This is a genomic window from Nitrosococcus wardiae, assembly GCF_004421105.1.
Classification (GTDB): domain Bacteria; phylum Pseudomonadota; class Gammaproteobacteria; order Nitrosococcales; family Nitrosococcaceae; genus Nitrosococcus; species Nitrosococcus wardiae.
In genome coordinates, this window is the sequence record NZ_CP038033.1 from 1096844 (window position 1) to 1111701 (window position 14858).

General features: G+C 51.8%; 12 protein-coding genes. 7 read left to right on the forward strand and 5 right to left on the reverse strand.

Annotated elements, in window-relative coordinates; translation table 11 throughout:
- Positions 1-167: 167 nt before the first annotated feature.
- On the reverse strand, positions 168-1211 hold the full coding sequence (locus tag E3U44_RS05390; RefSeq protein WP_134357014.1) for an LPO_1073/Vpar_1526 family protein: 1044 nt from the start codon (positions 1209-1211) through the stop codon (positions 168-170).
- A gap of 1331 nt (positions 1212-2542) precedes the next feature.
- Between E3U44_RS05390 and E3U44_RS05400 the strand changes: the two genes are divergently transcribed.
- Both E3U44_RS05400 and E3U44_RS05405 read left to right on the forward strand, forming a co-directional pair.
- Positions 2543-3583 carry an ORF6N domain-containing protein gene (locus E3U44_RS05400; protein ID WP_134357016.1) on the forward strand — a complete coding sequence of 347 codons (1041 nt, stop codon included), beginning with the start codon at positions 2543-2545 and terminating at the stop codon, positions 3581-3583.
- Positions 3584-3690: 107 nt separating this feature from the next.
- Positions 3691-4128 carry a DUF29 domain-containing protein gene (locus E3U44_RS05405; RefSeq protein ID WP_134359668.1) on the forward strand — a complete coding sequence of 146 codons (438 nt, stop codon included), beginning with the start codon at positions 3691-3693 and terminating at the stop codon, positions 4126-4128.
- Positions 4129-4485: 357 nt separating this feature from the next.
- On the opposite strand, the gene E3U44_RS05415 is transcribed toward E3U44_RS05405, so the two are convergent.
- The 3 genes from E3U44_RS05415 to E3U44_RS05425 all read right to left on the reverse strand — a co-directional run bounded on the left by E3U44_RS05415 (position 4486) and on the right by E3U44_RS05425 (position 7303).
- On the reverse strand, positions 4486-6162 hold the full coding sequence (locus tag E3U44_RS05415) for a tetratricopeptide repeat protein (protein ID WP_240761735.1): 1677 nt from the start codon (positions 6160-6162) through the stop codon (positions 4486-4488).
- A 288-nt stretch (positions 6163-6450) separates the two neighbouring features.
- On the reverse strand, positions 6451-6684 hold the full coding sequence (locus E3U44_RS05420; RefSeq protein ID WP_338040782.1) for a hypothetical protein: 234 nt from the start codon (positions 6682-6684) through the stop codon (positions 6451-6453).
- A gap of 103 nt (positions 6685-6787) precedes the next feature.
- Entirely contained in the window at positions 6788-7303 is a 516-nt protein-coding gene (locus tag E3U44_RS05425) for a hypothetical protein (protein WP_134357017.1), read from the reverse strand.
- 473 nt (positions 7304-7776) lie between these two features.
- On the opposite strand from E3U44_RS05425, the gene E3U44_RS05430 reads away from it, so the two are divergent.
- From E3U44_RS05430 to E3U44_RS05445, 4 genes are all read left to right on the forward strand, one after another.
- Positions 7777-8646 carry a DMT family transporter gene (locus E3U44_RS05430; RefSeq protein ID WP_134357018.1) on the forward strand — a complete coding sequence of 290 codons (870 nt, stop codon included), beginning with the start codon at positions 7777-7779 and terminating at the stop codon, positions 8644-8646.
- A gap of 210 nt (positions 8647-8856) precedes the next feature.
- Complete coding sequence (locus tag E3U44_RS05435) at positions 8857-9639, forward strand: enoyl-CoA hydratase (protein ID WP_206054901.1); 783 nt, start codon at positions 8857-8859, stop codon at positions 9637-9639.
- A 141-nt stretch (positions 9640-9780) separates the two neighbouring features.
- On the forward strand, positions 9781-10596 hold the full coding sequence (locus E3U44_RS05440) for an SDR family oxidoreductase (protein ID WP_134357019.1): 816 nt from the start codon (positions 9781-9783) through the stop codon (positions 10594-10596).
- A 215-nt stretch (positions 10597-10811) separates the two neighbouring features.
- Positions 10812-11738 (forward strand): alpha/beta hydrolase, encoded by a 927-nt coding sequence (locus E3U44_RS05445; RefSeq protein ID WP_134357020.1) that lies wholly within the window; start codon positions 10812-10814, stop codon positions 11736-11738.
- A gap of 130 nt (positions 11739-11868) precedes the next feature.
- Here the strand turns inward: E3U44_RS05445 and E3U44_RS05450 are convergent, their stop codons facing one another.
- Positions 11869-13731 carry a PQQ-dependent sugar dehydrogenase gene (locus tag E3U44_RS05450; RefSeq protein WP_240761736.1) on the reverse strand — a complete coding sequence of 621 codons (1863 nt, stop codon included), beginning with the start codon at positions 13729-13731 and terminating at the stop codon, positions 11869-11871.
- Between the two features lie 257 nt (positions 13732-13988).
- On the opposite strand from E3U44_RS05450, the gene E3U44_RS05455 reads away from it, so the two are divergent.
- Complete coding sequence (locus tag E3U44_RS05455; protein WP_134357021.1) at positions 13989-14663, forward strand: hypothetical protein; 675 nt, start codon at positions 13989-13991, stop codon at positions 14661-14663.
- Positions 14664-14858 lie beyond the last annotated feature (195 nt).

Here is a 14858-nt window from a genome sequence, read left to right on the forward strand (position 1 = left end):
TAGCGGGGCGGGCACACCTTGGAGCCTGCACAGGTAAAGAGTCTAGCTTTGTTCAGTGCTTCTCTGGGAACTTGATATTGAGGTTGTAAAAGACAAGACTTGATCCCTTTGTTATTTAGTCAGCAATAGGCCAGGCTTGACCCCTTGGTATTTACTGGAAGGCCTTGTTAAATCCAGATTGATAAATCCGCATCAAATCCTACCTTTTTTCGAGAATGCGCATGAGCTATTGCAATGCCCACACTAGTCAGGTCAAGACTTTTGAATGATGATTTTTTCATGTCTTCAAGAAATTTCTCGAACTTGGGGGATATTGACTTCAGATAGTCAGTTGCCTCTTGCTTGTTCATCATCTGGCCATTATTTATCTGGATTAATTTGTTGGTATTTTCATCCGAGATAGCCTGCTGCTCGCAAAGAGTTTTGATTATGTCATCATCCATTCCTCTAGCCTGAACAAGATTGACGTTGTGCGGACATGGGATAATAACGTTCCAAATATTTGGGCTTTCTTCTGCAATATCGCTTAGCTGCTCTCTCTCAAAACCTTTACAAAATACGGCCTTATAGTTTTGCATTAATATTTTCACAATATCCCTAGAGCCTGCCCTTATCCCAGCACATCCAACATACTCTAGATGTCTGTAGTTTGAGTCCATTTCGCCGACGGCATCTGCAAATACTAGTACAGCATCGTTCAAGTGATCAGCAAACATCTGCGGGTTAGCGATGTTGACTCTTTTGGCATATGCGAGATTAAAACAACATGCCAGTATATCAAGCTGCGTGCCATTCAATTTCGGTGCTATTGATAAAGATTCATTTAGTACTATTTGGAGCAGGCTTCTTTCTTCTTCCTTCGAACGATCAACTAATATATCAACCAGAATATCTCCTAGCTCTTTGTCTCCAGAGCGAGCATATTCTTTTTGTACTTGAAACAGAGAATATTGGAAATCAGGGTCTTCAGATGCTTTTAAGCTATCTGGATTCTTCTCTGAAAGCTCTCCCAGAAACTGCTCCGTAATCTCTTTCGCTCGTTGATCGGCGGTTTCTTTGGCCACGCCAGCAAGTTTGTAGAAATTGCCTTCGAACACTTCTAGCGCGATTTCCTTAACATGAGAAATTGACAGGCCTGTATTTACAGTTATGTTCTCCGCTTGCATATTTATAGATTTATCGCCTGACTCTTGTGTCTTCTTACTTATCACCACTATCCTTCTTATTCGAGACGTTAATGCTGCCACCAACTTGAATATTTGTTGAATTGTCGCCGCTTTTTTGTGTCATCTTTGTGTTTGATGATTTTCGAAATGAAACCCACGATATGACTGCAACGCCGATACCACTGAAGATCCATTCTTTATTATTCATTATGTAATCTAGCACTTTATTCTCCATTAGAGGATTTAACGTTGCTTATAAGACACGCGAATACAGTACAGCGGAGTGTGCGTTGGCTTTATGAATTGGTTTAGGCCTGATCATGCCTAGACAACTGTTCATTTACGAATTTGACCGTGCTCTTATATTTGGCTTGCACTTCATCTGGTAATTGCTCGAAAGGTCCGAAGGTACTCTCGAATCCCTGCTAGAACTGTGGGACTGAGATGGGTGGGCTAACCTTGAAGTCACGCGCCACCACTGCAGGCCAGTTCACTATGAAACGATGCTTTACCTCAGCCTTTAATGGAACAGGCCATTCTATAATTACGTTGCTATTGCCGCTCTTCATCGCTAAGTTTTTGGCTTTTTCCTGAAATGACTCGGCAAGTGTGATGCCTAGCCATTGTGCGGATTCTCCAACACAATATGCTTCAATGAGTGCTGGGCCGGCAGCATTGATCGGTCTAGGTTAAAAAAGAACCTATCCCAGGCTAATCCCGCCCTAACCGGCGCATAGCCTTATGGAAAATTTCGGTCACAGCTATAACCATACAGCGTAACTCAGTGTCCGTGTCCCCTTTTGTGAATAAGATGATCGTGTCTGAGAATGTAGTAGATCGAATGGCTTTTGAGGGCATCACTCTTTCATTGGGGTGGAGGAACTCTATTTCATAGTTTCCAATCCGATCTCTTACGGTTACTAAATCAGAAAGCATACTCCAAGCCTTGTCGGCATCCTTTTTCACGATTGCTGGCATTCCCAGAATGTCGATATGGGCAACAAATCTACGATCTTGATTCATGGAATTGGTCTAACATTTCCTCCCTAGCAAAATCTATCAGTAGCCTATCGGCACCCTACCATTATCCTTAACCCTCCAAGGTAATTGACAACCCCCTCCCTTTCCACTAGCTTTAAGAGCGCAACGGCAAAATCCGTTGCCGGGGTTGACAGCCCGAACAAAAGCCCGGCGCAAACGCGCCATCAACATCCGTTGGGTGCGTTTTTTTATGCCCGCAAGATTACCTATGGCGGGCCACTTCGGGAGACCTCTGGGTCTGCCGGACACCGGGTGCTCCGGTCTGTCAACCCGTTGTGGCCCGTCACCCTATTGACAGGGGGTGGCGGTTCCTACCCAAACGCCCGGAGACCGCTATGAATTCTCGTGCTCAAACCGTCAAAACCCTTCCCTTAATCTGCTGGAAAAGCCAACCAGTCATCACCACTGAATTACTGGCGTCGGTGTATGGCGTTGAAGAACACCAAATCCGCCAAAACTTCAAAAATAATACTGACCGCTTTATTGAAGGTGTTCATCATTTTAAGATAACTGGCCAAGATTTAAGGGAATTTTCTTTGCAAGTAGAAAATTTCTATTCACAAATCTCCAGAAAAACACGCGCTCTGATGCTCTGGACCGAACGGGGCACCGTGCGCCATGCCAAAATGCTAGGCACGGATAAAGCCTGGGAAGTGCAAGACCAACTGGAAGCGTTTTACTTCACCCGCAAAGCCGAAGCCACCCAACCCGAACCACCCCGCCTCACCACCAAAGAACAACGCGAACCCCTCATCAAAGCCATGTGCCGTTTGGTCAGCGTCTCCCACGCCAAGGGTAGGCCCCTGACCTATGAAGACGCCCACAGCATCATCAACCTGAAAATGGGCGTGGACAGTGTGGAAGCCCTCACCCTGGAGCAAATCCCCAAGGCCATGACCCTGGTGGGGGAACTCCTGGAACGGGTGGTTCTGGAAGGCGAGTACATTGGCAAGGATGACGCCCCTTACTACGAGCCCGAACCCCGTATCTCTCACGCCCAACGCCAGGAACTCAATCACGCCATTGACCGGGCCTTGGGCAGCGCGGTGTCCCGTGACTGCGGCGAGAGCGGCCAACAATGGGTCCGCAACCGCCTGCGGGTAAAACTCAATCTTCGCCACATCGAGGACATGCGCCCGGACCAGCTGCCCTTGGCGCTGGCGGAACTAGAATGGCTGAGTCAGGACCTGGACGGTTACTTGGCCTACCGCGCCAAGCAACGGGAGATTCTTTGCCGGGAGATCATCGGCGGGGGTACCCCGTGGACTCCTCATTTGGCCAAGGAATGGATGGCGGAGCTGAAACAGGCTGTGCCGCCTCGCCCGGATTGGCTGGTGATGCGCGAGAAACTGCTGGGCCAAGCCGAGGATAACTAGAAGCTCTCCACTCCGGCCTCGCTGCCGATGTGGCGGGGCTAACATAATAGATGCACTTGTGAAATCATTTACCAAATATGAATGAGTAAACACTGACTGGAGGGATGATGACAAATCCTACCCAAGACTATTATGCCTGGACCCAAGAGACTATTGAGAAGTTGCGTCAGGGCAAGTTTAGCGAGGTGAATATGGAGGATCTTATCGAGGAATTAGAAGAGATGGGGGGCAGTGAGCGCAACGAGCTAGAGAACCGTTTGACCGTGCTACTGATGCACTTACTCAAGTGGAAGTACCAGCCGAACTACAGAGGCCGGAGTTGGCAACTAATCCTCAAAGAGCAGCGGCTGAAAATAAAGATCCGCCTCAAAAAAAGCCTGAGCCTAAAGCCGCGATTGTCTGAACTTGGAGAAGATGCTTATTTGGTCGCAGTGGTTGCCGCCGCACGGGAGACAGGCTTGGAAGAGGATGTCTTCCCCGCCACCTTTGAGGAAACGGGCTGGAGTTGGGAGCAGGTGCAGGACATGGAGTATCTTCCAGATTAAAGCGCACTTGCAGCACTGACACTCAGACGGCTCCGCTGTTCACACGGCGGGGTCGGCTACCTCACCCGCACCTCGATATTCCGGCCAAGCGCCCGCGCCGCCGCTTCGATTTGATCCAGGCACGAGGCATGCCTAAGATCGAAGAGTCGATCCACTTGAGGCAGATGCCATCCCAGTCGCCGGGCCAGTTCAGCTTTCCTTTATTTTTTTCCATTCCAGATTGCCGCTGCCTGGATTGTGGAAAACAGCTTCTAAAGCATGCAAATAGAATGGTATTAGGTTCTCGGCAGTGGGAGAAGTGGGGGTTTAAGTAGCGAAAGTCGGATAGAAGGAGGATAGTCCAGTAGAAATATAAATTTACAGCCATTCTCGGCTAAGTAGACCCCGGGGTTTGGGGGGGTCCTCCCCCAGACACGATCTGCCGAGAAATTGTCTTGCTTCAACCACGCCCGGGCGTTGTGAATCCAGCGTGATCTCAAGCACCCGGTGATAATAGGTCCGGGCAGCATTTTGGTCACCGGCCGCGGCTGCGGCGCGAGCTGCGCCCAGCAGCGTGTGGTAACGTCCCGGCCGCATTTCTTCGGAGATCCGGTAAGCCTCAAGCGCCTCCGCCGGACGGCCCAGGTCCATCAGCAGATGGCCCAAGGCCTCGTTCGGTGGCAACAGGGCACCCGGTGTTACAGGATGCTTTTCCACACTGGCTTCCAACTCGGCGGCCGAGCGCATCAGCGCCACGGCATTGTCGAAGGCGTCTTCATGCCATGCAATCCAGCCGGCGAGAATCCGCCGATCAACTTCGATATAGGTTGCAAAACTCTTGTCCCCTGCTTCTTTGGCCTGGTCACGAAGCGCTTCAAGCCGTTCTTCGGCCTGCCGGGCCGTCTTCTGGTTATCCGTATATACACTGCCCAGACCGCGGGCATACCAGGTCAAACCTTCCGCCCACAGCGACTCGTCCCATGGCAGGTACTTTGGGGTCCGGGGTTCAAGACCGGTAGCTTCGTTCCACTGGCGTCGTTCGACAACATAACGTGCCGGCATGGCAGCAGAGTGGAACGCACTGACAAAAGATGCCTGGTGCGGATCCTTGGCTATAGCTTCATTTAAAACCGTCCGGGCCTTGTCGTCCTCGCCCTGCTGGAGGTGGGCATACAGCAGGTAATCCATAGCGTGAAGATAATGGTGCGAAACCGCGCCATTAACCGTGTCTTTCAATGCCGCATCGGCCGAACGCCGATTCCAGTTGATCACCTTGGGCCAGTCGCCTAAACGCACATAAATATGCGAAGGCATATGGAGAGCATGGGGGACTTCCGGGGCGATTTCTCCATAGGCTGCTACCATGTCCAGCGCATTTTTGGCACGGCCTTTGGCGTCGGTGGCATGAATGGTGTAGTGAATCGCGCCGGGGTGAGTAGGTATTTTCTCGTAGATCGCTCGAAGAATGCCTTCGGCTTCCTCATGCAGCGGATCGCGCTCCTCGACCTGCTGCGCTAATGTCAACCGGGACAATGCATAGAGGGCCGCCGTATCCAAATCACCCGGATTAGCGTGGTAGGCCGCTTCCATGCCTTGGATCCATCGGTGGATACGGCCTCGAAAATCCTCGCTTTCGGGATCTTGGAAAAACGCTTTAGTCGCCTTAATGAGATAATATTCCCGCTCGTCGTCGACCAGGGCTTCGGCCTTTTCTATCTTAAGCCAGCCCCGGTGGAGTTCTTCCTGGCTCGGACGCGTGCCCCACAACGGCTGAAACAGGCTAGTGGCGATGCCCCAGTAGGCTATGGCGCAATTGGGGTCGGTTTCGGTAATTTCTTTGAAAGCCTCCCGCGCTTGTACATACATCATGTGATGCAGCAGCCCTAGGGCATGGTCAAAATCATTTTGCACGGCATCGTCGCAGGAGGCCTGGAAATCCACCGTGCCAATGGCCTCCTCGGTATGGATGGCCCCGTCGTTGGGCATGTGGACATCTCTAGCACAGCCTGTAGAAACAATAGCCAAGTCTGCTGCAAGAATCAGAATAACACTCATTCTGCTTGTACGGTTATCTGAAAGCATGTGGGTTCTCTGTCTCCATATCAATACCCAACCGTATCAGCATGGGATAGGTACGTTCGCATCGCTTATAAATAAATTATAGAGAAGGTTAGACAGTTTTATACAGCGATGGTGGTGCCCTCGATCGTAAGCGATCATATTAAGGACAGCCAAATTAAAATGAAATGCATGGTTGGTCCGGGTGAGGTTAATAACAGCCCGCCAGATTTAAAAATAAAATTAAAAATTATAATCTTTCTCAACTCGCCAGACCTTATGCAGCTAGGGGGCAAATCCGTCGGTGGTCATCCACAATTTCAATATCTTCCGGACCCTCATCCGTCCAGCGAAAGCACCCCCGCCATTGCTTGTTGATACGGAGGCTATGTTGTCCGGCTCGGTCGCTATCCAATGCTTCCAGTTAATTGCCCCAGGAGGGGAGGCTAAGTCCCGCAGTTCCCGCACCGCGTTCAGTTGGGCCAGTTTTTGTTCCACCACGGGGCGGATGTTTGCCACTGGCGGGATTTACCCGTTTCAAACGAGCGTTGGCTCTCTTGGCAACGGAAGCTCTTGATCATGGTGAGAAGATATAACGTTAAACGCCAAAGCAAGGTAAGAGTTATGGAGCGGTTCTTATGTCGTTAGGTTCGGCCTGGTGCAAATAGCGATAAACAAGACTTGACCCTTTTTTGCGGTACCATTGGCTGTTGTCGTCGTACCATTGATCCTCGTACCATGGGTCGCCATCGTCATACCATTGCACCCGCTGGATGGCAGTATGAGATTGTCCTGTTAGCGCAAGCTTAAGCGCAGTACGTTCAAAGGCATCCTGAGGAAGATTATTTTCCTGGAGCGGATCGAAAGTGCCAACTAACCGCATATCCTTGTTCTGGTTATTGAATATCAGCGAGATGGATAGCTTGCCTTCCTCTACATTGTGCACAGTGGTTTCGTCGAACTCCTGCGTCAGCGCCGCAAATAATGTGGCGAGTAGGAGATCACTCATCCGTTTAGCGAACTCAATCTGTTCTTGCGAAGGTCGCTTATTATCATCATCGGCGATCGTAATAGATCCGACCCCAGTAATGAGCCCCATAACGAGGAATCCATGGATAACCGGCCTTTTCAGATTCATTGTCTTGCTCCTATCTGAGTTGTTCCTTTACTAAACTCGACTTTCTCCCTCGACAAGCGACAACAATCTATTGATATAAAAAGCCCCATTTGTGCTAAAAAAATTTTTTCCATGTCGTGGTTCGAAACCGACATGTGAAAAAACTCTAGTTACTGCTTAGCTTTTGTTTCATTATTTAGATAATAAAGAAAATCGCGTTAATAATCCGTATTTTCAGCAAAATCTTGGCTCCTGACTTAAGTATAGATAGTAATTAGGATTAGGGTAGTGTTCAAAAATCATGTTTTTTATGCGGCTGAAGACAGATTCTTGGAATAAAATCTTGCTTATTGGCACTTGTGGTTTACGGCCATATTCGGCTCATGATCCACTTTTTTCGGGCAATCCTGTGAGTTTGCGAGATGTTGCTACTATTGCCTTAGAGAGAAACGGATATTGGGTATCATCAACCCTGATTAACCAAAGGATGGATCGTGAATACAGATAAAAAATTCTACTTCAATATAGCCATCGCTGTGGCGGCTCTAGGAGCCATGCCTTTCTTCAAGAAAATCGCCATTGCCGAGGGAATGAGTGCATTTGCATTAGCACTGACTAGCGCAGTGGCTGCTGCTATGGCGGCAGTGGTTTTGAATAGGTATTTCAGTGAGCGACGATTCCCCCTCCCTGGTTTTAGCTGGGCGCTATTTGATCTGGCCCTAATTGGTGTACTGAGTTCGGGCTTAGTGGTGTTGATGAATGCAGGAGCTCTTACAGTTACCACTGCTACTAACCGGGCGGTTTTTCAAGCAATGTACCCCATAGCAACAACGTTGTTTGCCTGGTGGATATTGGATGAACGACTACGCGCCCTGCACTACCTACTCATCGTTATCATGAGCGTGGGAATCCTTCTTGTGAATACTGAGGAAGGTCATGTCTCATTCAATCTCGGATTTTGGTTATTGCTTGCGACACTGCCCATCATGGGTTTTTGCGATGTCTATGCCAAACGCACGATGTCAGCGCTTAATCCAAGTGACATAACAGCGGGTCGGTTCGTTTTTGGATTACTGTTTCTTCTCATGATCTTGCCATTAACAAATTTGGAGGCATTGGGTGCAATCAAGCATGGGTGGTACTGGGCAGTGCTTGGAGGTGCCGCTACATCACTTGGTATTTTTGCGTTTTATCGGGCTATGGCTATCAAGAAAGCGGGATTGGCGGCAGCCATGGTGAGCATATCGCCTGTTGTCACTGTTGTACTCGAGGGGGTGTTTCTAGAACAGCTGTTCGCTGTATGGCAGTTGCTGGGTATTATGCTGGTTGTAATTGGGGCTATGATACTGACCTTAAAACTTTGACTTGAAGTTTAAGGGTCAGTTTAAGGATCAAATATTGTTTATTGCCGCTTAGGGTTTACGACATTCAAACTGCGCAAGATTTAGCACGGCAAAAATCGTCGACATTTCAAAATAAAGACTCTAAGCTAATCAGTCAGGCAGTGAGAAATCCTGGTTTCATTGAAGATCAGGAGACCACAAATTGATGAGTACTCCGGAAGGGACAGGATAGTGATTCACAGTGATTGTCCTCAGTTGTTGGTGGGGCAGAGACAACTATTGCTCACTATCGGGTTTCACCGGCCAGAATATAAAAACGCTTTGACACTGGCCATGTACACCGCCGCAGCGGATGCCCTGGAACAGGCAGACGACACTGATGATGTGCGGGTGGTTCTGATTTATGGCACTGCTGGTTGTTTTACTAGCGGCAATGACTTGAAGGATTTCAGGCAGGCATCGACGATCCATGAGAATCATCCGGTAGTTCGGTTTATGCGTGCCTTGCAGCATTGCCGTAAGCCAGTAGTGGCGTCGGTGCGCGGCCCTGCGGTGGGTATAGGCACCACATTGCTATTCCACTGCGATCTGGTTTACGCCGCCCAGGGTGCGCAACTGCAGCTACCCTTCGTTAATCTTGGCCTCTGTCCCGAATATGCCGCCAGCTATTTGTTGCCGCGTTGGTTGGGGCATGCCAAGGCCGCCGAATTACTGCTGTTGGGAGAGGCGTTCAGCGCAGAGCAGGCTGCGGCGCTAGGGCTCATTAATGCCGTTGTGTCCGAGGAAGCGCTGGATGCCCTGGTGGATAACCAGATAGCACGATTGGCCAGCCAACCCCCTGCCGCCCTGCAGCGTAGCAAAGCGCTGCTGAAACAAAGCCAGCAACCGGGGATCGATATGGCCATGACCGCGGAATTTGCTGCCTTTGCCGAGTGTTTGCAATCCCCTGAGCACAATGAAGCGGTAACTGCCTTTTTCGAAAAGCGCGCGCCGGATTTCTCTCGATGCAAGTAAATATTCCGGTAATCGTGCCCCAGAGCGCAATTCGGCAGGTGCTCTCGCGGCGTTGGTTTGTTTGAAGAGTACAGCCTGGGCGGGGGAAATGCAGGTTGTGCAGAGATTAAAACCCGTTCTAGTTCTATATGAGGTGTCCTTATGCAGCCCTGGTATGATTTTTCCGGGAAAAACGTCTTTGTCGCTGGCGGCACCCGCGGTATTAACCGGGGCATTGCCGAAGCTTTTGCTCACGTCGGAGCCCGGGTGGCTGTAGCCAGCCGCACGCAGGCAAAAGTGGATGATACAGTCGCTGCCCTGCAAGCCATGGGAGCAGAGGCGATGGGGTTTGCTGCTGACGTGCGTGATCCCGAAGCGGTCAATGCCGGCGTTGCGCGGGTGCATCATGCCTGGGGCGATCTGACAGTGGTGATTTCTGGTGCCGCGGGCAACTTTCCCGCGCTGGCAACCGATATGTCTGCCAATGGATTTCGCTCAGTGGTGGAGATCGACTTATTAGGCACCTTTCATGTCATGCAAGCTGTCTATCCGCTGCTGCAAAAGCCGGGCGCCGTGGTAATCAATATCTCCGCTCCGCAGGCGCTGATTCCCATGGCGGCCCAATCCCATGTCTGTGCTGCCAAGGCTGGGGTGGATATGATCACCCGTACCTTGGCGCTGGAATGGGGCGAACAAGGGGTACGCGTCAACGCTGTAGTTCCTGGCCCCACCGATGGCACCGAGGGTATGCGGCGTTTGGCCCCTACGGAATCAGCTCGTCAGGCAGTTATCGACTCAGTTCCGCTCAAGCGCATGGGCACACCTGATGACATCGCCCATGCCTGCCTGTTTCTCGCCTCGGACTGTGCCAGCTATATCACTGGTGCCGTGTTGCCGGTGGATGGCGGCTGGGTGCAGGGAGGTGCAGGTATGATGGGGATGGGTTTTGCAAAAATGTTGAAGAAAAAAAAGATGTGAGAGGAAAGAACCGACGGGGTTGGAGTAAGAGGTTTTTTATCTGCTATACCAAAAATTGGAGATTGACTTTATGGTACCGATAGGTGGGGTCTTATAGCCTTTTTCCCGGCCTAAACGCAAGAGAAAGCGGCTCTTCACCGGCGAGCAGTTTTGTGAGTGGCAGGAATAGGACTTGCGGGCATTTACTCGCCCGTGCCGAGTGCAATGGAGGTGCTATGATGGGGTTCAAGAGGGGAGTACTTATTATTGTCGCATCGGTGTTGCCCGGGTATCTTGGTAGTTCCTGGGCGGTGCTACACTTATTGCTCACTCCCGAACATAAGCCGATGACACAAACTCCGGTGCAATTGGGTTTTCCCAACACCAAATCTGTCTGGGTGGAAACTTCAAAAGACCATATCCGCTTGCGTGGTTGGTTGGTGCCCGCCAACCAGTCTCGAGCGATTATATTGGTACATGGAATCCATTCTAATGCTTGGGACTGTCAGACGCCGGATGTCGTACGCGCTTATCAGGCATCCGGTTTTCAGGTTTTCCTGTTCGATTTAAGGGCCCACGGTGGTTCCGGTGGTGAACATATTGGGTTGGGTCTGCATGAGCGTCACGACATTCAAGCGATAGTTGATTACTTGCAAACCGAGGCGGCTATCCCGCCGGGAAGTATCGGGCTTCATGGCACTTCTTATGGCGCGGTAGTGGCTTTGTTTGCCGCAGCCGACATTGAGGCGATCAAAGCAGTGATTGCTGACAGCGCTTATGCGAATCTCTTTGATGTAGTTGGCGGTGAATTGGAGCGCCAGACAGGCTTGCCTTCAGAATGGGGTGTCATGTTCGCCCCAGGATTTGAACTGATGGGCAGAGTCGTGTATGGCTTTGATATTGATAAGGCTATGCCTTTGCAGGCAGTCCGTAAAATACAACAGCGCCCACTCTTGTTGATACATGGACAAGAGGATGAAATTCTTCCCCCCGACCATGCACGCCGTTTAAACCAAGCCGGTGGACCCAATACCCAACTGTGGTTATTGCCAGGCCGTGGACATACGCAGGGTGTTCGTCTCGTGCCTGATTGCGATAAACCTTCCCCCTTGCGCGAGGAATTCTTACGCAGGACCACAAGTTTTTTTAAACGATACCTTTAAGCCCAATACCAAGGACAAAGGAGTCGATTGTAGCGATGGCGTGGCCGAAGGTCGAACACATCCCCACTCGCTGCTTGATGGGCTTCCCTTCCCAGGAATATCCCATAACCACAAAATAGCGTTCAGTTGATCAGCGGATCTGTCCCCGGATCTCACCCGCCGGATGAGCTAAGGTATGGACATTGACGTAGGCACCGCCGTTGCCCATGGCAGCCTCGACATCCGCTATGTCGTCCCAAGCACAGGCATTACCGGCATCGGGTGTGGTGAGGGTCCCTTCTGCTAAAATGCCGTTGACAGTCACCGGGCCACCACTAAAGAGCGTCACGCCAATGGGACCGTTCACGCCCTGGGGCGCACAATGAATATGCGCTGCAATCACCTCCTCGATGTTGGCAACGATGAGCTTGAAGGTCAGTTTGGTCGCCGCTTGGTTCACTGTGAAAAGGGCTTGCCCCTGGGCCTGCGTATCCACTGGCGGGACTTCTTCATCTCCGCTCAAGTGAGCTGAAAAGCGGGCTGGGATTTGGCCCCGGTCCCGAGCGATCTTGAGCACAACACCCGTGTCGCCGAAAGGCGTGCCGGTCATGTTGGCGAGGACATACAACTCGCCGAAGGCATCCTGGCCAAAGCCGAGCAGCGACAGACCCAGGTTCTCCTGATTAGCCAGCGGGAACTCAAAGATTCGGCGATTCTTTTCAAGAGGGAAAAGCCGGCCACTGCCGCTGGGAGAATCGGAAAAATCACCAAATACAGAGGGGAACTTAAAGATTCGGGGATTCCTTTCCAGGTAGAAAAGTCGGCCACTGCCGCTGGCGGGATCGAACAAGTCCCCGAACACATATCGCCCCCGGAGTGAGGGCAGCTCAATACCACCATACACGAAGCCACCGATGACAGCGGTGCCCTCGTCGTGGTCGTATTCGGCGATCGGGTCGATAAGATCAGCAGGCACATCCTCCGGTTGGCATTCAAAGACAAAGCCAGAATCATTGCCGTTGGGGTCAAAACAGAACGACCCCTCTTTCAAGCGCCAGCCGTAATTGCCGCCGGCAATGCCCACATCAATTTCTTCGATATCATTTTGCCCCACATCCGCAATCCACAGCTCCCCCGTGCGGGAATCGAAGGAAAAGCGGAAGGGATTACGAAAGCCATAGGCGAAAATCTCGTCGAGAAAACCCGGCTGGCCGACAAAGGGATTATCAGCGGGGATACCGTATTGGCCGTTGGCTGAGTTTGCTCCATCGGGATCGATCCGGATCAAGGTGCCGAGAATATTGCTAGGGTCCTGACCGTTGCCTCCAGGCACATGACCTACCCCCTGGTCATCGGCAGCGCCCCCGTCACCGAGCGAAATATAGAGCTTCCCGTCCATTCCAAAGTTCAGGGCACCGGCGTCGTGGTTAAATTGAGGTTCATCAATACGAAGCAATTCCCGAGCCGTGGTGGGATCGACGACCGAATTTGGCTCGCAGGGCTCAGGGATTTGCCATTCAAGTACCACGCTCTGGTGATTGGCTGTCTCCCCTGGGGGTAGGGTGGAGAAATCCGCCGGACCATCCACCGGCTCTGAGGTATAGGTGTAGAGAAGACCGTTATCTGCAAATTCGGGATGGAAGGCCACGCCTAGAAAACCCCGCTCATCAAAGGTACCTGGACCCGCCACGCCGAGAGAGACTAATCGATCGCTAACATCGAGCAACACGCGCTTGTCGCCTGTTGTCACCTGGATCGCCCAGAGAATCCCGTCTTGGTCCGTGACCACGAGACGGTTTTGCAGGTTGGCGCAGCCTGGTACCGCCATTCCCCAATTAGGGGCCGTCAGACCCTCGGCCACCGCTTCGAGTGCGATGGGGACACGGCCTTCTGGGATTGACCTGGGAATGGGATTTTCAAGCGGCTCGTTGCCATGGGCAGGAGCGGAGACGAGGCTTGTCAGCAAAGTTGCAAGCATCGCGCCCCCCCCTAGGTGCATTATCTTATTCATCATCCTGCCTCCTTGTAAGGTCGCGCAAGTTCGGTAAGGCCAGAACTCGCAGCCAGCTTGTCATCACTATGATTAACAGTGTAGTGATGGCGTAGAGGCCTTTCCCAAAAAAATTGTTACTCGAAATCGATGCATTGACATACTTAACTTACCTATTGTGATTGGATGATTTATTACACCTTCTCAAGTTAAGGCTCACCATTTGAAATAAAGTGTCCACGATTATCAGGACACCTCAATCTTAGTTCAGGAGTCTCGCCATGAAATTGTTGCGAAGAGCACCACCCCGATGGATCTACGCGACCCTCCTATTGGGATGGTTCGGGTCCTTTGCCTCATCGGCCAATGATGGGCCGTTGTTTGCCACCTACGAGGAGTACGCTCAGGCCTTCACTGAAGGCGATCCCATCGAGCGCTCCGGCATGGACACCTGGTTTCTGTGGACCGCCGGCAATCAGGCGTTTTGGGGTCGGGGGCTCCCCCTCGCCACGCGCGGCGAGGTGGACTTGCTCCGGCTGCTCGACGCCCGCGTTTTCTCGCGCGAGGAGCGCTTTGAAGTGTTGGGAACGATAAATGATCCCAGTTGTGTGGCCCCCACTCAGTCCGGCGAGCATGGCTTCCTGCTGGACGATTGCAGGGAGCCGCAGACCTCTGAGGAGAAGCAGATCTTCGGTGAGCCCACCGGCATTGTGGGTCTGCGCAAGTTCCCGAACCCGGACTTCGACCCCGACTACTGGGCCGCGGCCGGCGGTGCGGAGAAGTATCTCTCGCAGACCCAGGAGACCTTCGATCAAGATCTGGAGCCACCCTACCTGATCGGCATGTCATGCGCCGTTTGCCACGCGTCCTTCGACCCGCTCAACCCGTCGAGGGACCCGGCCGATCCGAACTGGGAGAACTTGGCGCCAGCCTTTGGCAACCGGTTCCTGAATTAGGCATCGATACTCCTCGCCAAGGCCTCGCGGGACGAATTTCGCTGGCACGTCCGCGAGACCCAGCCGCCAGGGACGTTTGACTTCTCGCGAATCCCCAACGATTTCATCAACAACCCCGCCACTGTCAATACTATTGTTGGTTTATCGGCGCGATTGGAGATCCGGGCTGCTGAGGAGATTAGTGATACGCAGGCC